This is a genomic window from Actinomadura scrupuli (assembly GCF_050971785.1).
Taxonomy (GTDB): Bacteria; Actinomycetota; Actinomycetes; order Streptosporangiales; family Streptosporangiaceae; genus Actinomadura_E; species Actinomadura_E scrupuli.
The window spans coordinates 26,640-46,248 of record NZ_JBPCCU010000018.1 but is presented as its reverse complement, the minus strand read 5'-3'; the positions used below and the strand labels follow the sequence as shown (position 1 = coordinate 46,248).

The window sequence follows — 19,609 nt, the reverse complement described above, 5'->3', positions numbered from 1 at the left end:
CCCGCACCAGGCAACGACCCCATCCTCCCACAGACCAAGCACCACTCAGCCCACAGAACCACGAAGCCACACACCCAAACCCCAGGACCGCCCGCCTCTCGGCGTTCCGCATCCCCTTGGGGCGAGGCACTACGTTAGGCGTGCCAGGCAACGGCGTCAAATCGGTCGGGGCCTGCGTGTCCCAGCTCACGCTGCGGTACGGTCTCACCCCCTGGTAGCGGAGCGATCCGCTCACCTGCACACCCCGACCTCCCCCACCGAGGCCACGTCTCGAGACCGCACGTCTCCGATCGGCGGGTCGTACGCCGGGGCGGGAGGGAGGAGGCCCATGACCACCTATGTCATCTCCGGCGGCATCCGGCGCGGCTCCGCCGAGCGTCTGGTGGTGGCGGCCGCGATGGCGCCGGCCGTCCAGGAGGACCAGGCGTGGCGGTTCAGGGTGCGGCCGGGCCTCATCGAGGTCGAGGCCGATCCTGCCCGGCTGCGGACCGTGCGGGACCCGCAGGGGCGGAGCCTGCACATCGGCTGCGGTACGGCCCTGCTCAACCTCCGGCTGGCCGCCGCGCAACTCGGGCGCGAGCCCGTACTCCGGCTGTCGCCCGACCGGTCCCGGCCCATGCTGCTGGCCACCGTACGGCTGGCGGGCCCGCACCGGACCACTCGGCTGGAACGGGCTCTGTACGCGGCGACGTTGCACCCGCTCCCCTCCCGGCAGCCTCAGGGTGACGAGCGGCCGGCGAGCCGGGTGGTCAATGAACTGGCGCACGCGGTCCGCCTGGAGGGGGCCGCGCTGCACGCTCTTCCCGCCGGTACCGCCGTCCTCACCACCCGGGGTGACGGCCCCGACGAGTGGCTGCGAGCCGGTCAGGCACTTCAGCGGCTGATACTCACCGCCGCGACGCTCGCCGTCTCGGCGTCGTTCCGCGACGAGGTGGCGGGCGCACCGGGGGTGGACGGCGTGGTCGAGCCCGGTGATGTTCCCCAGGTGCTGGTCACACTGGCGCGAACCGCGATATCCGGAACGAGGCCGTGACCTTGACCGGGTCTGGCAACCCGGTGAGGCGGCGGCGCAGCTCGTCACCGGGAATGTGGCCCGCGCTCGGGCCCATGCCGACGAGGGTCTCCACCTCGGCGTGGCTCAGGCACAGGGTGAACTCGTGCTCGCGATGCCGGTCGGGGCGGAAGTGCTCCCCCAGGGTCGCGGCCATCCGTTCGGGCTTGCGCTCGTCCACCGACAGCAGGCCGAGCGCGCCGACCAGCTCGCCGAGGTGCCGGTCGGTCGGCGTGACCACCACCAGGGCGCCGTCCGGGCGCAGGACCCGGTGGAACTCCGCGCCGTTCCGGGGTGCGAACACGTTCATGATCACGTTGATCGAGGCGGTACGGACCGGGAGGGGCCGCCACAGGTCCCATACGACCGCGCCGATCCTCGGGTGCGCACGGACGGCCCGTCGCAGCGCGAACTTGGAGACGTCGAGGGCGATGCCCGTCGCTCCGGGCACCCGGTCGAGGACCGCACCGAGGTAGTGGCCGGTGCCGGCTCCGGCGTCGAGGACACGGGGAGCCTCCGGCAGTCCGTCCGCCACCTCCTCGGCGAGCCGCGCCGCCAGGGAGGAGAAGTGCCCGGCACCGAGGAAGGCGGCCCGCGCCGCCACCATCTCCATGGTGTCGGCGGTTCCGGCGCGGGCGTCCCCGGACAGCAGGTTCACATAGCCCTGCCTGGCGATGTCGAAGCAGTGCCCGGCCAGGCAACGCAGCACGCGGTTCTCATCGGTGAGACCGGCACCGCATACCGGGCAGGTCAGGAGCTCGACGACGTCGGTCAGCACGGTTCCATCATGGGCCACCGCCCGTGTTCACCCGTGACGGCCACGGCCCGGCGCCGGCCGAGGCGTGCCCCGACCGGGCGAACGAACGGGACGCCGGGCTCAGCCCGACTCGTCGGCGAGGCGCTTGCGGACGTCGTCCATGTCCAGCGCGCGCACCTGCTCGATGACGTTCTCGAGTACGGGCTCGGGCAGCGCGCCCGGCTCGGCGAAGACGATGACGCCGTCCCGGATCACCATGAGGGTGGGGATCGAGGCGATGCCGAAGCGCTCGGACAGCTCGGGCTCGGCCTCGGTGTCGACCTTGCCGAACACGAGGTCGGAGTGCTTGTCCGCGGCCTTCTCGAAGATGGGCCCGAACCGCTTGCACGGACCGCACCACTCAGCCCAGAAGTCGATCAGAGTGATGCCCTCGCCCTGCGCGACCTCATCGAACTTCTCGGTGGTCACCGTGACCGTCGCCATGTTCCAGCTCCTTGTCGTCTGTCATCGACGCCATGCCCGGCCACAAGGGCGTTATGCACGGCCAGAAACGTACAGCGAGGGCCCGGCGCGTGATATTCCCGGGCCCTCCAGGGAATCACAGAGCAGTAATTAGCGTTGGTCGAATAGAGATAAAGAGAGCCGAAGAAGGGTCAGGATGGCTGTCACTCGCACCAGGACCGAGCCGACCGACAAGGACCTTGTCGGCGCCTACCTCGACGCGATCGGCCGCACTCCTCTGCTCGACGCGGAGCAGGAGGTGGAGCTGTCGAAGGCGATCGAGGCGGGCCTTTTCGCTGAGCGGCTTCTGCATGACGGGGGTCCCACCGCCGGCGCGTCCCGCGCCGAGCTCGAGGAGCTCGTCTCCGCCGGGCTGCACGCGAAGCAGCGTTTCGTCGAGGCCAACCTGCGCCTGGTCGTATCGCTCGCACGGAAGTACCCCACGGACTCGCTCCCCTTGATCGACCTGATCCAGGAGGGCAACCTCGGTTTGATGCGCGCGGTGGAGAAGTTCGACTACCGGCGCGGTTTCAAGTTCTCCACCTACGCCACCTGGTGGATCCGGCAGGCGATCGGCCGGGGGCTCAGCCACACGGCGCGGGCCATCCGGCTGCCGGTGCACGTGGAGGAGGAGCTGTCCCGCTTGCGCCGGGCGGAGCGGATGTACATCCGTGATCTTGGACGCGATCCGTCCCGGGAGGAGCTGGCCGAGACCCTCGGCATCGACCCGGCGCACGTCGATGATCTCCTCCGCTGGCGGCGGGATCCGGCCAGCCTGGACGCTTCGGTGGACGAGGCGGGTGAGACCCCGATGGGCAGCCTGCTGGAGGACCCGGACGCGATCAGCCCCGAGAACGAGGTCGTCGCCTTGGACGATCTTCAGGGGCTGGACCGGCTGCTGGGCCGGCTGCCCGAGCGAGAGGCCGACATCCTGCGCGCCCGGTTCGGCCTCGACGACGGAGAACCGCTGTCGTACGCCCAGATCGGCGCCAGATACGGGCTCAGCCACAACCGGGTCCGGCAGATCACCGACCGGTCGCTGCGCCGGCTCCGCCAGTTCGCCGGCGAGACCGGCCACTCGGAACACGCCGACCAGGACGGCCATCAGGTCGCGGCGTAGCGGCATGGACGCCGATCCGGCGAAGAACCGCTGGATCACGGATGAGAGCGAATACCATGGGGGGTCGTGAGCACGAAAACCGGTATGACCGGCCTAGATTCCTGGCGTGACCGTCCGGCCCTGCAGCAGCCGGACTGGCCTGATCTCGCCGAGTTGAAGGCCGTCACCGATGAGCTGGCCCAGCAGCCGCCGCTGGTGTTCGCCGGTGAGTGCGATCAGCTCAAGGACCGGCTGGCCGCGGTCGCCCGCGGGGAGGCGTTCGTCCTGCAGGGCGGGGACTGCGCCGAGACCTTCGCCGGCTCGACCGCCGACGCGGTCCGCAACAAGCTCAAGACCCTGCTCCAGATGGCCGTGGTCCTCACCTACGCGGGGAGCGTCCCGGTCGTCAAGATCGGCCGGATGGCCGGGCAGTTCGCCAAGCCGCGTTCCCGGGCCACCGAGATCCGCGACGGCGTCGAGCTGCCGGCGTACCGGGGCGACGCCGTCAACGGTTTCGACTTCACCCCCGAGTCCCGCCGCACCGACCCGGTGCGGCTGATGCGCGCCTACCACTGCTCCGCGGTCACCCTGAACCTCTGCCGGGCCTTCACCAAGGGCGGGTACGCCGACCTGCGGCAGGTGCACGCCTGGAACCAGGACTTCGTGGCACAGAGCCCGGCGGGCCGCCGGTACGAGCAGCTCGCCGGCGAGATCGACCGCGCGCTGTCGTTCATGCAGGCCTGCGGCGCCAACCCCGACGAGTTCCACGGGGTGGAGTTCTACTCCAGCCACGAGGCGCTGATCCTGGAGTACGAGCGGGCGCTCACCCGCATCGACTCCCGGACGGGCCTGCCGTACGACGTCTCCGCCCACATGGTCTGGATCGGTGAGCGCACCCGGTCGCTGGACGGGGCCCACGTGGAGTTCCTCCGCCAGATCCGCAATCCGATCGGGGTCAAGCTCGGGCCGACCACCACCGCCGACGACGCGCTGGCTCTGATCGACAAGCTCAATCCCGACCAGGAGCCCGGCCGTCTCACCTTCATCAGCCGGATGGGCGCGTCGCGGGTACGGGACGCGCTGCCGCCGCTGGTGGAGAAGGTCACCCAGAGCGGCGCCCCGGTCGGCTGGATCTGCGACCCCATGCACGGCAACACCTTCGAGGCGCCGAGCGGGCACAAGACCCGGCGGCTGGACGACGTGGTCGAGGAGCTGGCCGGGTTCTTCGAGGTCCACCGCGCGCTGGGGACCCACCCGGGAGGTGTCCACATCGAGTTCACCGGTGACGACGTGACCGAGTGCGTCGGCGGCGGCCACGAGGTGGTCGAGGATGATCTGCACCAGCGGTACGAGACGGCCTGTGACCCCAGGCTCAACCGGCGCCAGTCCCTGGACCTCGCGTTCCTGGTCGCCGAGCTCTATCGCACGACGCCGTCGTGACGCCCGCGGCTCAGAGCGTCCTGACCCGCACCTCGGCCCAGACGACCTTGCCGCCGACGACCGGGTCGGCGCCCCACGCCGTGGCGTAACGGTCCACGATGAACAGCCCCCGGTGCTCTTCGTCCTCCGGCTCGGGAATGCTCATCCTCGGCATGTCCACGGCCCGGTCGCGTACCTCGACCCGCACCTGATGGCGCAGCCGCGCCAGCCGCAGCTCCAGCGGGGTGCCCGCGTGACGGACGGCGTTGGCGACCAGCTCGGCCACGATCGCGGTCACCGTCTCCTCCTGGTCGAGCAGGGACCAGGCGCGCATCATCCGCGCCGAGAGCCGCCGGGCCTGCTCCACCGCCTCCGTCTGCGGGGCGCTGCGGAGCGTCGTCTCGGTCACCGGTGGCATCAAGTTCAGTCCCCTACGGAGCGGTCCCCGATCAGGAACCGGTCCAGGCCGGTGGTGCGGAGAACCGTGTCCACCCTGCCGTAGGCGCCGGTCACCGTGAGGGTCGCCCCCAGGGCCCGCGCGTGCTTGTATGCCCTGACCAGGGTGTTCAGCCCGGAGGAGTCGCAGAAGTCGACCGCGGTCAGGTCGACGACGACGTCCCTTTCACCCGCGTCCACCAGGCCCGTCAGGCACTCTCTCAGCTCGTCCGAGGAGTGCAGATCGATGGACCCGCGCACGGAGACCGTCGCTCGCCCATCCTGCTGTGTCGTGTGCAACGCAAGACCCACAGCAATACACTAACGCGCTACACCGGGTCATGAGACCCGGAGCGCGATGATGGCCACGTCGTCACCGGACGGTTCGTTGCCGTAATCGCGCACGGCCCGCTGGACACGCGCCGCGACCGCTCCGGCACTCAGGTCCGCACAGGTGGCCAGGAGCCGTTCCAGGCCATGGTCGTCGCCGAGCATGTCCGGCCCGGCCCGGCGCTCGGTGACCCCGTCGGTGACGCACAACATGACCTGGCCGGGGGTGAGGTCCACCCGGTCGACCTGATAGGTCAGCTCGTCGAAGACCCCCAGCAGCGGCTGCGCGGTGGTGACCTCGCGGACCCGCCCGCGGGTGTCCAGGACCAGCGGCGGTGGATGGCCGGCACTGACCAGCCGCAGGATGATCTCGCCGTCGTCGCCGTTGCGGATCTCGCCGTGCAGCAGCGTGAGCAGGCGGGCCCGGGGGCCCTCGTCGAGGATGAGCCGGTTGAGCCGGGAGAGTACCTCCGGCAGCGGCATGTTCTCGGTGGCGAGGATGCGCAATGCGTGCCGGGCCAACCCGGTCACCGCCGCCGCCTCGGGGCCGGTGCCGCAGACGTCGCCGATGGCGAAGCGCCAGCGGGGCCGCCCGGCGCGGTCGGGACCGCAGGCGAAGACGTCGTAGAAGTCGCCGCCGACCTCGGTGCCCTCGCCTGCGGGCTGGTAGACGACGGCCACCTCGAGCCCCGGGATGTCGGGCAGGGCCGGTGGCAGCAGGCTCCGCTGCAGCGCCGTGCTCATGGCCGTCTGCGCGGAGTACAGCCGGGCGTTGTCGATGGCCAGGGCGGCCCGGCGGCTGAGCTCCTCGGCGAGTTCGAGACCGTCCCGCGGGAACCGCTCCCCCTCGGGCCTGCCGATGACGATCATGCCGGTCCGGCGGCCCCGGGCGATCAGCGGGAACACGTACGTGAAGTCCTCGGCGAGCGAGCCGGCGGCGGCGCGGGCCGCGCCGGGGGCCTGCGCGAGACCGTTCCAGGGGGCCGACGACTCGGACGTCGGCGGCGGCTCGGTCTGCCGCAGGAACTCGCAGAGCGCGTCGGTGCGGGTCTCGTCCGCGTGCCACACGTAGGCCGGCCGGGCCGCCCCGACCTCGTCGATCGTGTAGACGGCGCACCAGGTCGCCAGGCGCGGCACCATCAGCTGGGCCACCAGCGCCATCGTGCGTTCCTGGTCGAGGGTGCCGGCGAGCAGGTCGCTGGCCTCGGCGACGAAGCCCAGCCAGCGTTCGAGTGCCTCCTCCGCGGACGGCGCGGCGGGTTCCCGCTCCTCGGCCCAGGCGGGCGTCACCGGTTCCGGAGCGCTCGGCGGCGGGCCGAGGGCAGGCTCCCCCTTGGCGGGCAGCCGGATCCAGACGGTCTTGGCCTGCGGTTCGTAGGTGACGCCCCAGGCGGCGGCCAGTCCCGCGCTGGTGGCCAGTCCCCTGCCGCGGGCCTCGCCGAGGCCGGGCATGGGGATTTGGCGGCTGGGATGGTGGTCACGTACCTTGAGCTCGACTTGACCGTTTTCGGCGCTGCAGGACACCTCGAAGGGTGTCCCGGCATAGGTGATCGCGTTGGTCGCGAGCTCGCTGGTGGCGAGCAGGGCTTCATCCCTGACGGCCGCCAGGCCCCAGTCGCTGAGAGTGGTGGCGACGAAACGGCGTGCGGCCGACACCGATGCCGCCTCGGCCGGAAAGGTGGCGGAGGCACTCAGCCGATCCAATTGTCTTCCCTGATCGAAGCGGGGATACGTACTCCACTCATCGTGACAGACTGCTCATGTGCGGCTCTCATCCGGCAGCACGTCCTGCAGGCGAACCGGCCGTGAGCCAGGAGGAAGAATATGCCTCGAACCGTGTCCCGTGCTGGCAGTGGCTCAACCCCACGCAAGGACACGACCCCACGCTACAGCGACGCCGACCTGGAGCCGTTGCTCAAGGCCCTGGCCGCGGTACGCGATGGGAACCTCCGCCCGGCCCCCGATCTCCCCGGAGACGGCGCCGTCGCCGAGGCGGCCGGAATCCTCGAGGAGATCCGGGAGAACGGTCGGCACATCATGGGCGGCCTCGCCCAGGTCCGCCGTGAGATCGGCCGGGAGGGTCACCTGCGGGGGCGTCTGTCGCCCGGCACGGTGAAGGGCTCCTGGGCGTCCGGAGTCGAGGACGCCAACGCCATCATCGACAAGCTCACGGACCTGACGACCGGCATGGCCCGTGTCGTCGAGGCGGTGGCCGCCGGCGATCTGAACCAGCGGGTGGAGCTGCGGGTCCGGGGCCGGCCGATGCGCGGGGAGCTGCTGCGCATGGCGCGGTCGGTCAACCACATGGTGGAGCAGCTCGACCAGTTCACCTGGGAGGTCACCCAGGTCGCCCGCGAGGTCGGCACCGAGGGGCGCCTCGGCGGGCAGGCACCGCTGCACGGGATGTCGGGGCGGTGGCGGGACGTCACCAGCGCCGTGAACGCCATGGCCGGGCGGCTCACCTCCCAGGTCCGCGACATCGCGGTGGTGACGACCGCCGTGGCCAAGGGCGACCTGACCCGGCACGTCACGGTGGAGGCGGCCGGTGAGCTGCAGGAGCTGAAGCTCACCGTCAACACCATGGTGGACCAGCTGTCGGCCTTCGCCGACGAGGTCACCCGCGTCGCCCGCGAAGTCGGCACCGAGGGGCGTCTCGGCGGGCAGGCGAACGTACGGGGCATCAGCGGGGTCTGGAAGGACCTCACCGACAACGTCAACGGCATGGCCTCCAACCTGACCTACCAGGTCCGCAACATCGCCCAGGTCGCCACCGGAGTCGCCCAGGGCGACCTCAGCCGCAAGATCACCGTCGACGCCCAAGGCGAGATCCTCGATCTCAAGGACACCATGAACACCATGGTGGACCAGCTCTCGGCCTTCGCCGACGAGGTCACCCGCGTCGCCCGCGAAGTCGGCACCGAAGGCCGCCTCGGCGGACAAGCCCAGGTCCGCGACGTGAGCGGGGTCTGGAAGGACCTCACCAACAACGTCAACGGCATGGCCAACAACCTCACCTACCAGGTCCGCAACATCGCCCAGGTCACCACCGCCATCGCGCACGGCGACCTCAGCAAGAAGATCACCGTGGACGCGCAGGGCGAGATCCTGGAGCTGAAGGACACCATGAACACCATGGTGGACCAGCTGTCGGCCTTCGCCGACGAGGTCACCCGCGTCGCCCGCGAAGTCGGCACCGAAGGCCGCCTCGGCGGACAAGCCCAGGTCCACGGCGTCAGCGGGGTCTGGAAGGACCTCACCGACAACGTCAACGGCATGGCCTCCAACCTGACCTACCAGGTCCGCAACATCGCCCAGGTCGCCACCGGAGTCGCCCAGGGCGACCTCAGCCGCAAGATCACCGTCGACGCCCAAGGCGAGATCCTCGATCTCAAGGACACCATGAACACCATGGTGGACCAGCTCTCGGCCTTCGCCGACGAGGTCACCCGCGTCGCCCGCGAAGTCGGCACCGAAGGCCGCCTCGGCGGACAAGCCCAGGTCCACGGCGTCAGCGGGGTCTGGAAGGACCTCACCGACAACGTCAACGGCATGGCCAACAACCTGACCTACCAGGTCCGCAACATCGCCCAGGTCACCACCGCGGTGGCGCACGGCGACCTGACCAAGAAGATCGACGTGGACGCCCGGGGCGAGATCCTCGAGCTGAAGACCACCATCAACACCATGGTCGACACGCTGTCGTCGTTCGCCTCGGAGGTCACCCGGGTCGCCCGGGACGTCGGCAGCGAGGGGCGTCTCGGCGGCCAGGCGGAGGTCGAGGGCGTCTCCGGCACGTGGAAGCGGCTGACCACGAGCGTCAACGAGCTCGCCACCAACCTCACCACCCAGGTGCGCGCGATCGCCGAGGTGGCCAGCGCGGTCGCCCGCGGTGACCTGACCCGGTCCATCACGGTGGACGCGCGCGGTGAGGTCGCCGAGCTCAAGGACAACGTCAACCTGATGGTCGCCAACCTCCGCGAGACCACCCAGGCCAACGAGGAACAGGACTGGCTCAAGTCGAACCTCGCCCGGATCGGCGGCCTGATGCAGGGCCACCGCGATCTGATGCAGGTCGCCTCGCTGATCATGAGCGAGCTGACCCCGACCGTCTCCGCCCAGTACGGCGCCTTCTACCTCGCGCAGGAGACCGACACCGGCCTCCAGCTGACCCTCATGGCCGGTTACGGCGTGAGCAGGGGCGCCTCCGGCTCGGTGTCGTTCGCGCTCGGCGAGGGCCTGGTCGGCCAGGCCGGGCTGGAACGCCAGACGATCCTGATCCAGCACGCTCCGGCCGACTACATCCGGATCAGCTCCGGGCTGGGCGAGGCCGCGCCGGCGAACGTCATCGTGATGCCGATCCTGTTCGAGGACCAGGTGCTGGGCGCGATCGAGCTCGCGTCGTTCAGCCGGTTCACCGACGTCCATCTGGCGTTCTTCAACCAGTTCACCGAGACCATCGGGGTCACGATCAACGCCATCGGCGCGAACTCCCGCACCGAGTCGCTGCTGGCCGAGTCGCAGCGGCTGGCGCAGGAACTGCAGGAACGCTCCGACGAGCTGCAGCGCCAGCAGGGCGAGCTACGCCGCTCCAACGCCGAGCTGGAGGACAAGGCGGCGCTGCTGGCCAAGCAGAACCGCGCCATCGAGATCCAGAACTTCCAGATCGAGCAGGCCCGCCGCACGCTCGAGGACCGCGCGGAACAGCTGGCGATGTCCTCCAAGTACAAGTCCGAGTTCCTCGCCAACATGTCGCACGAGCTGCGCACCCCGCTCAACAGCCTGCTCGTGCTGGCCAAGCTGCTCTCGGAGAACACCCACGGCAACCTCACCTCCAAGCAGGTGGAGTTCGCCAGGACGATCTACGAGTCGGGCACCGACCTGCTTCAGCTCATCAACGACATCCTGGACCTGTCCAAGGTCGAGGCGGGGAAGATGGAGGTGCATCCCCAGCGCCTGCCGCTCGCCAAGCTGATCGACTACGTCGCCGCGACGTTCCAGCCGATGGCGCTGGACAAGGGGCTGACCTTCGACGTGCACCTGGCCACCGACATCCCCGCCACGGTGCACGCCGACGAGCAGCGGCTCCAGCAGGTGCTGCGCAACCTGCTCTCCAACGCCGTCAAGTTCACCGGCGAGGGTCAGGTACGGCTGTCGGTGCACCGGGCGGAGGAGACCGAGTTCGACACCCCGGAGCTGCAGGACGCCGAAGACGTGATCGCCTTCGAGGTGACCGACACCGGGATCGGCATCAGCGAAGACCAGCTACAGGTCATCTTCGAGCCGTTCCAGCAGGCGGACGGCACCACGAGCCGGCGGTACGGCGGGACCGGGCTGGGCCTGTCGATCAGCCGCAACATCGCCCGGCTGCTCGGCGGGGAGATCCACGCCAAGAGCGAGCTGGGCCGGGGCAGCGCGTTCACCCTCTTCCTGCCCGCGCTGTACCAGAGCCCCGACGACGGCCAGGTCCGGGCGATCTCGTGGGACCAGAACGGCGTGGGTCCGGAGGCCGGCCGGCCCGCACGCGCCCTGGAGCCCCCCGCGCCCGAGACGTCCGGAGCACCCGGGGCGTCCGGCATCGGGCAGGACCAGTCCTTGGCGGGCTTCCTCGAAGAGCCGCCCGCCGACTATCTCGACACGGTGCTGTCCGGCCGTAAGGTCCTCATCGTCGACGACGACGTGCGCAACGTGTTCGCCCTGACCAGCGTGCTGGAGGGGTACGGGATGGACGTGCTGTACGCGGAGGACGGCCAGGCCGGCATCGACCTGCTGCAACGCAACACCGACGTCGCCCTGGTGCTGATGGACGTCATGATGCCCGGCCTGGACGGTTACGCCACGACCGAGGCCATCCGCCGGATGCCGCAGTTCACCGATCTGCCGATCATCGTCATCACCGCCAAGGTGATGAAGGGCGACCGGGAGAAGAGCTTCGAGTCCGGGGCGTCCGGCTACGTGTCCAAGCCCGTCGACGTCGATCGGCTCCTCGATGTCATGCGGACCTGGTTGCAGCGCGCACCGGTCCGCTGAACCCCCGCCGAGACCTGTAAGGAGGACACCGTATGGACGACAAGGCCAAGATCCTGCTCGTGGACGATCGCGAGGAGAACCTCATCGCCCTCGAGGCGATCCTCAGCTCCCTCGATCAGGATCTGGTACGGGCCCGTACCGGCGAGCAGGCACTGAAGGCGCTGCTCACCGACGAGTACGCGGTCATCCTGCTGGACATCGTCATGCCGGGCATGGACGGCTTCGAGACCGCCCGCGACATCAAGCGGCGCAAGAAGACCCGCGATGTGCCGATCATCTTCCTGACCGCCGTCAACAGCGATCCCGACTACGCATTCCGGGGGTACGCGGCGGGTGCGGTCGACTTCATCGCCAAGCCGTTCGACCCGTGGGTGCTGCGCGCGAAGGTGTCGGTGTTCGTGGAGCTGTACACCAAGAACCTCCAGCTCCGGGAGCAGGCCGTGCAACTGCGCGAGCAGGCGGCCATGCTCCGCACCAGGCTCACCGAACCCGCAGACGAGCCCTCCGCGCTGCTGGACGCCGTCGAGAACCAGGTCGCCAAGCTCCTCGCCCGCGCCCCGGCCGAACTCGCCGAGGACATGTTCGAGCTGGAGAAACGCGTCGCCGAGCTGCGCGGCGCGTTCCAGGATCCGTCCGCACGTCCCTGATCAGATCTCGAACCAGGTCTTGGTGCCCTCTCCCCAGGGGACCGCGCCCCACCCGGAGGCCAGGCCGGTGACCAGTCCGAGCCCGTACCCGGACTCGCTCTCCTCGGGCGGGTCCGTACGGAGCTCGGGCCTCGTCTTGCCGCCCTGATCGATCACTTCCAGCCGGGCCGCCGCCCCGGTGTCCAGGACGGCCAGCGTCACCATGCCGTCCTTGCCGCCGCTGCGGGTGTGCCGCAGCGCGTTGGTGAGGAGCTCGGTCAGCAGGAGCAGCAGATCGTCGAGCCTGGAGTGATCCCGGAACACCGCCCTGAGATAACCGCGGACGGCGGGGACGTGAGCGTCCAGCCCGGGGAACATCAGCATCAGGATGAGCTTGCCGTTGGTCTGGTCCGTCATGTCGCGCCCGGCTCCTTCGTGGTGACTTTGTGTGACTCCCTGCAATCGTGCTGTCACCGGCCTACGCTCGGCCACAGGTCCAGCCCTCCCCCGGAGCTGGAGAGTCCGGAGGTCCCGATGGCCATGGCGCACCGCAAAGATCCGTCCCGTTCGGTGCACGCGCTGTACGCCCAGCGGATGAAGCGGGAGCGCGAGAAGGCCGCCTTCACGCAGGCGGAGGTGGCGCCGAAGGTCAACGTCTCCGTCCAGCTGTACGGCCACTTCGAGACCTGTTACCGGGTGCCGACGATGGATGTCTCGAAGAAGCTCGACGGGCTGTACGGGCTGGAGGAGTACTTCGAGGGACTGCAACCGCTGGTCGTACGCGAGGTGGAGACCCCGACCGACCTGCCGGACTACGTCGAAGACGAGGGCCAGGCGGCCCTGATCCGGCTCTACCAGCCGCTGCTGATTCCCGGTCTGCTGCAGACCGAGGCATACGCGAGGGCGGTGTTGCTGTCCACCAAGCGAGAGGACCAGATCGAGCAGCCGCTCGCGGAGCGCGTGAGACGTCAGGAAACCCTACGGCGGGAACCCGCCCCGACCGTGGTGGCCGTGCTGAAGGAGTCAGTGCTCCGCGAGCCGGTCGGCGGGTCAGCCGTCATGCGGGAGCAGCTCGGGCATCTGCTGGACCTGTCCTGCGAGCCGACCATCACGGTCCAGGTGATCCCGGCGGGCTCTCCGGTCTACGTCACGGGCAACATCACGCTGCTGGGCTTCGAGGAGGGCTTGGACCTTGCGTATGTGGAGAGCGCACGTAGCATCGACCGAGTGGTGGCGGCCGCGAATGTGCGCCGGCTCCAGGCGAAGTTCGAACTGCTCCGCTCCCTGGCGCTCGACACCGCGGCCTCCGACAAGCTGATCCGCGAGATTCTGGAGAGTCTGTGAACGAGCCCTCCCCCCTCAGCTGGCGCAAGAGCTCCCACAGCGGCGAGGACGTCAACACCGAATGCGTCGAGGTCGCCGATCTCTCCCCCGTACTCGCCGTACGCGACTCCAAGAACCCCGGCGGGCCGCTGCTGACCTTCCACCGCCATGAGTTCAGGCACCTGCTCGCCCAGGTGAAGAGCGGCCGGCTCGACCTCTGACGCCGGCCGGGTCACGCGCCGCGCCGGGGCCGCCGGGGGCCGCGCCGTGTCCGGCCGGGGGCACGCCGAGCGCCCGGTGTCGGTCAGCGGTCCGCGCGGGATCTCCACTCGTCCGCGAGCATCGCGTACACGAGCTCGTCGGTCCACTCGCCCTTGACGAATTCGTTCTGCACGAAGTAGCCCTCGCGCCGCATGCCGAGCCGTTCGAGGACTCGCGCGGAGGCCGTGTTCCGTCCGTCGAGGCGTCCGCAGATGCGGTGCAGGCCGAACTCGAAGCCCAGCCGCAGCATGACCTCGGCCGCCTCGGTGGCGTAACCCTTCCCCTGGTGGTCGGGGTGGAGGATGTAGCCGATCTCACCCTGCCGGTGCTCACTGCTCGTCCAGCGGAGCATGAGATCCCCGATCAACGCGCCGGTGTCCCTGAGGACGACCGCCGGCAGGAGGGTGTCGCCCTGGGCACGGAGCGCCGTCCCCTGGATCTTCACCTGGAGCACGTCTCGTACCTGCCCGCGGTCCCGGGCGTCGAAGTAGAGGTATCGCGTCACCTCCGGCCTGGACTGGAGGTCGTGCAGGGCGTCGAGGTCGTCGGTCGTGTACGGACGGAGCAGGAGACGGGGGGTCATGATCGGATACCGCGGTTCGAACATCGACCGAGCATAGTGCCGTGCGGCTGCTCGAATTCCTGTTCGAGTTTTGTCGGTGCGTGTTGTTAGCGTTGCGCTATGTGGTCGACCGGGGGCGGGAGTGCCGTCTCCACCAGGGAGCTGGTGGAGACGGCCTTCGCCGCGCTGAGCGAGCTGGCCGGCCGCCGGCCGCCCGGCTCCCCCGCCGAGTGCCTGGAGCTGGCCGAGTGCCTGGGCCGGGGCCTGGACCTCGGCGAGGCCGCGCTGGCGACACTCCTCGGTGTGGCGGACCGCGCCGGGCAGGCATCCGCGGAGCACTACGCGGGCACGAAGGGCTGGCTCCAGGTGGCACTCGGCATGCGCGCCGGGCGGGCCGAGGAGCGGCTGGCGCTGACCCGCCGGCTGGGGCGGCTGCCCAGGACCGCGGCGCTCCTGAGGGCCGGAGAGCTCTCGTACGGCTACGCCTCGAAGATCGCCGAGGCCGTCGCGCACCTGGACGACGAGGACTGCGCCAAGGCGGAGGAGATCCTCCTCGGCCTGGCGGAGCAGGGGATCCCGCCGACCACCGTGGCCCGATACGGGCTGCGCATCCGTGAGCTGATAGCCGAACGTGACGGGAAGGAGCGGCCCCCCGAGGACGCCCGTCGCGGCGATCGGTCCTGGCTGACCATGGCGAAGTCGCTGAACGGCAGCTCCCTCGTCAAGGGCCTGTTCTCTCCGACCCTGACCGCGTTGGTACGTGACCGGCTGGGGCCGCTCGCCAAACCGGCCGGTCCTGACGACACCCGTGACCACGCGCAACGATTGGCGGACGCGCTGGAGATGGTGCTGTCCGGCGGCAAGAGCCGCTGGAACGCCACCCTGGTCATCAAGCTCACCGACCAGGGCGCGGCAGCTCCGGCCACCGCTCCCGCACCACCATCCCACCCCGCTCCCGGTGACGCCGGCTGTGACCGGAGGGACGACGCCCGCCCTCCCCTCACGCGGTCGGAGGGCGCAGAGAACACCACGCCGCAGGATGCGCGGGGCACCACGAGCCCGGTGCATGCGGCAGCGGCCGGCCGGATGCCGCAGGTTCGTGACGGCTCCGGCGGTGGCGGCGACCTCCGCGTGCCCTTCCCCAGATGGCCGTGGGAAGACGTCCGAGGTGGGTGGCGGGTGTCGGCCCGGCTGCCTGACGGGACACCGATCTCGCCCGAGCTCGCGCGGACGATCGCGCTCAACGCCGGAGTGTCCGCGCTCGTCCTGGATGCCGACGGAATTCCCCTCTACCTGGGAGACACCGTACGGTTCGTCACCCCCGGGCAGCGCCGCGCCCTGGAAGCGCTGTACGACACCTGCGCCTTCCGCGAATGCGCGGTGCCGGCCCGCTTCTGCGAAGTCGACCATGTACTGAACTGGAGCGAGGTCCACACCACCGACATCGATCTGCTCGCACCGTGCTGCTCATGGCACAACCGCGCCAAGTACCGGCTGGTCGAGCAGATCACCATGGTCCGGGACACCGAAGGCCGGTGGGTCTATCTGATCGACCGGTCGCGCAGGCGGCGGAGAACACGGTCCGCGACTCGGGCCAGAGACCCCTGACCGCCACCGGCAGGACATCCCACGTCACCCACGGCCCACGTGGGCAGTGCCACCCGGCTGCCGGTCGACCTCCCGGCATGGGCCGAAGGGACGTATCACTCCTCGCCAGGGGAATCACCAGGGGAACAGGACCGGAGAGGGCTCAGGACGCGGCACGCCGGTTGCCGGCGGAGGCGAGCCCGGGAGGCGCGGCGGCCAGGGCCTTCTGGATGGCCTCGACCAGCGCCAGCGCCGACTCCTCGGTGAGCTCGACCGCCACCCGGGAGGAGGGCCCCTCGGCCGGGTTGGTGAAGTCGATGTTCACCGTGTGCTCGTGGCAGGCGTGGTACGGGTGGTCGACGTAGACGGCGCCGTCGGTGAGCGTGAACCAGCCGGTGGCGCCCTTGCCCGCGCCGTCCAGTTCGATCTTTTCGGTGAGGTAGGTGCACATGGGGGTCTCCCTTCAGGCGCCGAGGTGGCGGCCGTAGAAATCGAAGATCTTCTTCCAGCCCTCCACGGCGGCGGCCGGACGGTACATGGGCCGGTCGACGGAGAAGAACGCGTGCCCGGCATCGGGGAACGTGTGGAACTCGTGTTCCTTGCCCAGCTTCTGCAACTCGGCGGAGAGCGCCTCGACCTCGTCCGGCGCCGGGTAGGAGTCCTCGGCTCCGAACAGTCCGAGCAGCGGGCAGGAAAGGTCCGGGGCCTTGGAGATCAGCGGTACGGCCTTGAGCGGGAACCCCGAGGGCGGCTCTTTCACCACGAAGGCGCCGTAGCAGTCCACCGCGGCGTCGATCTGCAGAGAGCAGGCGACCAGGAAGGACTGCCGGCCGCCCGAGCAGTACCCGATCACACCGATCTTGCCGTTGGCATGGTCGAGGGAGTTGAGATGTGCGGCGGCTCCGGCGACGTCACCGACGAGTTGCTCGTCCGGGACACCGCCCTTCGCCCGTGCGGCGGCGGCCTGGTCGTCGGGGCTGACCCCGGCGCCCTCCCGCGAGTAGAGGTTCGGGCAGATCGCCGCGTAGCCGTGCGCGGCGAACTTCCGGACGATCTCCTTGGTGGCCTCGTCGTATCCGGGCAGGTGGTGAATGACCACCACGCCCGCGTGCGGGGCGGCGCCGAGCGGGCGGGCCAGGTAGGCCTCGAGCTCCGCTCCCTCGTGCCCGTCGATGGTGACCGTACCGGCCCACATGTGGTCGCTCGAAGCCGCATCGTCGCTCATATCTTCACTTCCTTCTGTTCCAGCGGGGTCTCTTCTGTGTGCGTGTAACGCCCGCCGCGCAGGGCGGAGGCCACCGCGGCGATGATGGCCATCACCGTGGCGCTGGTGAACACCGCCACCAGTCCCTGATGGAACGGAGCGGAGATCAGGTCGGGAAAGAACCGCTGCCCGGTCAGGACCGCCAGGTCGGGGGCGGGCAACATGCCGAGCACATTGGTCGAGGAGAGCAGGTGGCCGATCGGGTTGTCGCCGAGGAAGGCCGCGAACAGCGTGCTCACCGGCGGCAACTGCGCGACGTGCTCGGCGGCGGACGCGGGCACCCCGTGGCTCTCCAGGCCCGAGGCGAGCGTCCCGGGCAGCGTCCCGGACAGTCCGGCGATCATGAGCGAGAAGAAGACCCCGATGGACAGTGCGCTCCCGGAGTTCTGGAAGGTCGCGCGCATGCCCGAGGCCACGCCGCGCTGACCGGGCGGCACGCTGCTCATGATGGAAGAGGTGTTCGGCGCCGAGAACATCCCCATGCCGATCCCGCAGGCCAGCAGCAACAGGGCGAACAGCGAGTAGCGGAAGTCCACCGGCAGCAGCATGAGCCCGACGAAGGACATCGCCGTGACCACCAATCCGCCAGTGGCGAAGGCCCGGGAGCCGTACCGGTCCGACAGGTGACCGGAGACCGGGCCGGCGATCAGGAAGCCGGCGGTGAGCGGGAGCATGTAGATGCCTGCCCACAGCGGGGTGTCCTCGTAGTCGTATCCGTGCAGCGGCAGCCAGATGCCCTGCAGCCAGATGATCAGCATGAACTGCAGGCCGCCCCGGGAGATCGCGGTGAGCAGCGCGGCCAGGTTGCCCGCCATGAAGGATCTGATCCGGAAGAGCTTCAGGTCGAACATCGGCTCGGCGACCTTCGTCTCCACGAGGCAGAAGATCACGAGCATCAGTATGCCCGCGGCCAACCCGCCGAGAACCCACGGGTTGCCCCAGCCCGTCGCGTGCCCTCCGTACGGCTGGATCCCGTACGTGATCGCGGCGAGGATCCCGGCGGCGCCCACGACGAAGATCAGGTTTCCGGCCCAGTCGATACGGGCCCTCCGCGAGCTGCCGACCTCGCGCAGGCTGCGATACGACCAGATGGTGCCGGCGACGCCGAACGGCACGCTCACCCAGAACACCGCGCGCCAGTCGATCGCGGCCAGCAGCCCACCGGCCACCAGCCCGAGGAACTGCCCGGCCAGGCCGGTGACCTGGTTGACGCCGAGCGCCATGCCGCGCTGCGAGGCCGGGAAGGCGTCGGTCAGGATGGCGGCGGAGTTCGCGGTGAGCATCGCGCCGCCGAACGCCTGCACGAGCCGCCAGCCGATCAGCCAGAGCGCTCCGCCGCGCCCGGTGAACGGGTCCACCGACAGCGCCAGCGACGCGAAACTGAAGATCGCGAAGCCGAGGTTGTACAGCCGGACCCGGCCGAAGATGTCGCCCAGCCGGCCGAGCGCCACCACGAGCACGGCCTGCACCAGCAGGTAGCCCAGGATCATCCAGAGCAGGTAGCCGATGTTGCCGGGCGCGAGCGGATCCAGGCCGATCCCCCGGAAGATGGCGGGCAGCGAGATGATCACAATGGAGGAGTCCAGCGTGGCCATCAGCACGCCCAGCGAGGTGTTGGACAGGGCGATCCACTTGTAACGGTCGTCCCGCATCATCGCTGACCCGCCGGCGGCCTGAAACCGGGCGAACCCGGCGAACCCAGCGGGCCACGCGGGCCACGCGGCCGTACGGTGACGGACCCGTTGCCGAGGACCATCACCGGGACCGCCGCGGTGGCAGCGGGCCACGGGGGAGGTGGTCAGGCACCACGGGCTTCGCTCCTGTCCATGATCATGTTGAGCAGTCTCGCGGCGTCCCGCAGCCGAGCCGTCTCCTCGTCGGTGAGTTCCTCGTCGATCGCGGTGACCAGCCATCGGGCCCGCCGTCGCCGGTCCTCGGCGAGGACGGTCCGGCCGTCCGGAGTGACGGACCAGAGGATCTGCCGCCGGTCCGCCGGGTCGGCCGCACGCTCCACGTAGCCCTGGCCGTGCAGGGCGGCGAGGGTGACCGCCATCGACTGCGGCGTGATCCGCTCGGCCGCCGCGAGACCGCTGGAGGTCATCGGGCCGCCCCGCTCGAGCCATCGCAACGCGGTGACGTGCTGGTTCGGCATGCCCGACTCGCTGCGGAGCCGCCGCACGAGTCGGCCGATCGCGGTCCGGAGCTCCTCGGCGACCGTCTCCGCGCTCGCAAGATCTCCCATAGCCGCACAATACAGCCTGACTGCTCAGTTAGCCTGCAAAGTCTGTCTTAACAGTTCAACTGAGGAGTTTCACTCCTGAGGAGTACGGCACACAGGAGCCCTGCGGCGTTGGATGATCGCGCGAT

General features: G+C 69.8%; 19 protein-coding genes. 8 read left to right on the top strand and 11 right to left on the bottom strand.

The genetic code is table 11. The features are described from left to right. Positions 1-328: 328 nt before the first annotated feature. A complete protein-coding gene (locus ACRYCC_RS43235; RefSeq protein ID WP_433820034.1) occupies positions 329-1,033 on the top strand; it encodes a hypothetical protein in 705 nt (234 codons plus the stop codon). On the opposite strand, the gene ACRYCC_RS43230 is transcribed toward ACRYCC_RS43235, so the two are convergent. Then, positions 993-1,829: a putative RNA methyltransferase gene (locus tag ACRYCC_RS43230; protein WP_433820032.1), complete on the bottom strand. Its 837-nt coding sequence runs from the start codon at positions 1,827-1,829 to the stop codon at positions 993-995. The two genes, ACRYCC_RS43235 and ACRYCC_RS43230, sit on opposite strands and share 41 nt — an antisense overlap. 99 nt (positions 1,830-1,928) lie before the next feature. Then, positions 1,929-2,291, bottom strand: a complete 363-nt coding sequence (gene trxA / locus ACRYCC_RS43225) for a thioredoxin (RefSeq protein ID WP_433820031.1) — start codon at positions 2,289-2,291, stop codon at positions 1,929-1,931. Between the two features lie 175 nt (positions 2,292-2,466). On the opposite strand from trxA, the gene ACRYCC_RS43220 reads away from it, so the two are divergent. Next, on the top strand, positions 2,467-3,429 hold the full coding sequence (locus tag ACRYCC_RS43220) for a sigma-70 family RNA polymerase sigma factor (protein ID WP_433820029.1): 963 nt from the start codon (positions 2,467-2,469) through the stop codon (positions 3,427-3,429). A gap of 84 nt (positions 3,430-3,513) precedes the next feature. Next, complete coding sequence (locus ACRYCC_RS43215) at positions 3,514-4,848, top strand: class II 3-deoxy-7-phosphoheptulonate synthase (RefSeq protein WP_433820035.1); 1,335 nt, start codon at positions 3,514-3,516, stop codon at positions 4,846-4,848. A 10-nt stretch (positions 4,849-4,858) separates the two neighbouring features. On the opposite strand, the gene ACRYCC_RS43210 is transcribed toward ACRYCC_RS43215, so the two are convergent. Genes ACRYCC_RS43210 through ACRYCC_RS43200 form a run of 3 tightly spaced genes read right to left on the bottom strand, consistent with a single transcriptional unit; the run spans position 4,859 to position 7,296 of the window. After that, complete coding sequence (locus ACRYCC_RS43210; protein ID WP_433820027.1) at positions 4,859-5,245, bottom strand: ATP-binding protein; 387 nt, start codon at positions 5,243-5,245, stop codon at positions 4,859-4,861. Positions 5,246-5,250: 5 nt separating this feature from the next. Further along, a complete protein-coding gene (locus ACRYCC_RS43205) occupies positions 5,251-5,574 on the bottom strand; it encodes an STAS domain-containing protein (protein WP_433820026.1) in 324 nt (107 codons plus the stop codon). A gap of 27 nt (positions 5,575-5,601) precedes the next feature. Further along, positions 5,602-7,296: a SpoIIE family protein phosphatase gene (locus tag ACRYCC_RS43200; RefSeq protein WP_433820025.1), complete on the bottom strand. Its 1,695-nt coding sequence runs from the start codon at positions 7,294-7,296 to the stop codon at positions 5,602-5,604. Between the two features lie 120 nt (positions 7,297-7,416). Between ACRYCC_RS43200 and ACRYCC_RS43195 the strand changes: the two genes are divergently transcribed. Then, positions 7,417-11,619, top strand: a complete 4,203-nt coding sequence (locus ACRYCC_RS43195; RefSeq protein WP_433820024.1) for a HAMP domain-containing protein — start codon at positions 7,417-7,419, stop codon at positions 11,617-11,619. 32 nt (positions 11,620-11,651) lie between these two features. After that, positions 11,652-12,266 carry a response regulator gene (locus ACRYCC_RS43190; RefSeq protein WP_433820023.1) on the top strand — a complete coding sequence of 205 codons (615 nt, stop codon included), beginning with the start codon at positions 11,652-11,654 and terminating at the stop codon, positions 12,264-12,266. On the opposite strand, the gene ACRYCC_RS43185 is transcribed toward ACRYCC_RS43190, so the two are convergent. After that, positions 12,267-12,662: an ATP-binding protein gene (locus ACRYCC_RS43185; protein WP_433820021.1), complete on the bottom strand. Its 396-nt coding sequence runs from the start codon at positions 12,660-12,662 to the stop codon at positions 12,267-12,269. A gap of 117 nt (positions 12,663-12,779) precedes the next feature. Here ACRYCC_RS43185 and ACRYCC_RS43180 point away from each other — a divergent pair, with 117 nt between their 5' ends. Further along, positions 12,780-13,589: a helix-turn-helix domain-containing protein gene (locus ACRYCC_RS43180; protein ID WP_433820020.1), complete on the top strand. Its 810-nt coding sequence runs from the start codon at positions 12,780-12,782 to the stop codon at positions 13,587-13,589. After that, positions 13,586-13,789 carry a DUF397 domain-containing protein gene (locus ACRYCC_RS43175; RefSeq protein WP_433820019.1) on the top strand — a complete coding sequence of 68 codons (204 nt, stop codon included), beginning with the start codon at positions 13,586-13,588 and terminating at the stop codon, positions 13,787-13,789. The genes ACRYCC_RS43180 and ACRYCC_RS43175 overlap by 4 nt, the downstream gene beginning before the upstream one ends. A gap of 83 nt (positions 13,790-13,872) precedes the next feature. Here ACRYCC_RS43175 and ACRYCC_RS43170 read toward each other — a convergent pair whose 3' ends face one another. Then, positions 13,873-14,436: a GNAT family N-acetyltransferase gene (locus tag ACRYCC_RS43170; protein WP_433820018.1), complete on the bottom strand. Its 564-nt coding sequence runs from the start codon at positions 14,434-14,436 to the stop codon at positions 13,873-13,875. A gap of 75 nt (positions 14,437-14,511) precedes the next feature. On the opposite strand from ACRYCC_RS43170, the gene ACRYCC_RS43165 reads away from it, so the two are divergent. Beyond that, on the top strand, positions 14,512-15,999 hold the full coding sequence (locus tag ACRYCC_RS43165) for an HNH endonuclease signature motif containing protein (RefSeq protein WP_433820017.1): 1,488 nt from the start codon (positions 14,512-14,514) through the stop codon (positions 15,997-15,999). A 142-nt stretch (positions 16,000-16,141) separates the two neighbouring features. Here the strand turns inward: ACRYCC_RS43165 and ACRYCC_RS43160 are convergent, their stop codons facing one another. The 4 genes from ACRYCC_RS43160 to ACRYCC_RS43145 all read right to left on the bottom strand — a co-directional run bounded on the left by ACRYCC_RS43160 (position 16,142) and on the right by ACRYCC_RS43145 (position 19,484). Next, a complete protein-coding gene (locus tag ACRYCC_RS43160; protein WP_433820015.1) occupies positions 16,142-16,429 on the bottom strand; it encodes a DUF6295 family protein in 288 nt (95 codons plus the stop codon). Positions 16,430-16,441: 12 nt separating this feature from the next. Beyond that, complete coding sequence (locus ACRYCC_RS43155) at positions 16,442-17,203, bottom strand: dienelactone hydrolase family protein (protein ID WP_433820014.1); 762 nt, start codon at positions 17,201-17,203, stop codon at positions 16,442-16,444. After that, a complete protein-coding gene (locus ACRYCC_RS43150; protein WP_433820013.1) occupies positions 17,200-18,897 on the bottom strand; it encodes an MFS transporter in 1,698 nt (565 codons plus the stop codon). The genes ACRYCC_RS43155 and ACRYCC_RS43150 overlap by 4 nt, the downstream gene beginning before the upstream one ends. A 143-nt stretch (positions 18,898-19,040) precedes the next feature. Next, positions 19,041-19,484 carry a MarR family winged helix-turn-helix transcriptional regulator gene (locus tag ACRYCC_RS43145; protein WP_433820012.1) on the bottom strand — a complete coding sequence of 148 codons (444 nt, stop codon included), beginning with the start codon at positions 19,482-19,484 and terminating at the stop codon, positions 19,041-19,043. Positions 19,485-19,609 lie beyond the last annotated feature (125 nt).

Bases quoted from the DNA above. Each gene is read 5' to 3' on its own strand.
- ACRYCC_RS43235 (WP_433820034.1), top strand. From the start codon at position 329: ATGACCACCTATGTCATCTCCGGCGGCATCCGGCGCGGCTCCGCCGAG.
- trxA (WP_433820031.1), bottom strand. From the start codon at position 2,291: ATGGCGACGGTCACGGTGACCACCGAGAAGTTCGATGAGGTCGCGCAG.
- ACRYCC_RS43220 (WP_433820029.1), top strand. From the start codon at position 2,467: ATGGCTGTCACTCGCACCAGGACCGAGCCGACCGACAAGGACCTTGTC.
- ACRYCC_RS43215 (WP_433820035.1), top strand. From the start codon at position 3,514: ATGACCGGCCTAGATTCCTGGCGTGACCGTCCGGCCCTGCAGCAGCCG.
- ACRYCC_RS43210 (WP_433820027.1), bottom strand. From the start codon at position 5,245: ATGCCACCGGTGACCGAGACGACGCTCCGCAGCGCCCCGCAGACGGAG.
- ACRYCC_RS43195 (WP_433820024.1), top strand. From the start codon at position 7,417: ATGCCTCGAACCGTGTCCCGTGCTGGCAGTGGCTCAACCCCACGCAAG.
- ACRYCC_RS43190 (WP_433820023.1), top strand. From the start codon at position 11,652: ATGGACGACAAGGCCAAGATCCTGCTCGTGGACGATCGCGAGGAGAAC.
- ACRYCC_RS43185 (WP_433820021.1), bottom strand. From the start codon at position 12,662: ATGACGGACCAGACCAACGGCAAGCTCATCCTGATGCTGATGTTCCCC.
- ACRYCC_RS43180 (WP_433820020.1), top strand. From the start codon at position 12,780: ATGGCCATGGCGCACCGCAAAGATCCGTCCCGTTCGGTGCACGCGCTG.
- ACRYCC_RS43170 (WP_433820018.1), bottom strand. From the start codon at position 14,436: ATGTTCGAACCGCGGTATCCGATCATGACCCCCCGTCTCCTGCTCCGT.
- ACRYCC_RS43165 (WP_433820017.1), top strand. From the start codon at position 14,512: ATGTGGTCGACCGGGGGCGGGAGTGCCGTCTCCACCAGGGAGCTGGTG.
- ACRYCC_RS43160 (WP_433820015.1), bottom strand. From the start codon at position 16,429: ATGTGCACCTACCTCACCGAAAAGATCGAACTGGACGGCGCGGGCAAG.
- ACRYCC_RS43155 (WP_433820014.1), bottom strand. From the start codon at position 17,203: ATGAGCGACGATGCGGCTTCGAGCGACCACATGTGGGCCGGTACGGTC.
- ACRYCC_RS43150 (WP_433820013.1), bottom strand. From the start codon at position 18,897: ATGATGCGGGACGACCGTTACAAGTGGATCGCCCTGTCCAACACCTCG.
- ACRYCC_RS43145 (WP_433820012.1), bottom strand. From the start codon at position 19,484: ATGGGAGATCTTGCGAGCGCGGAGACGGTCGCCGAGGAGCTCCGGACC.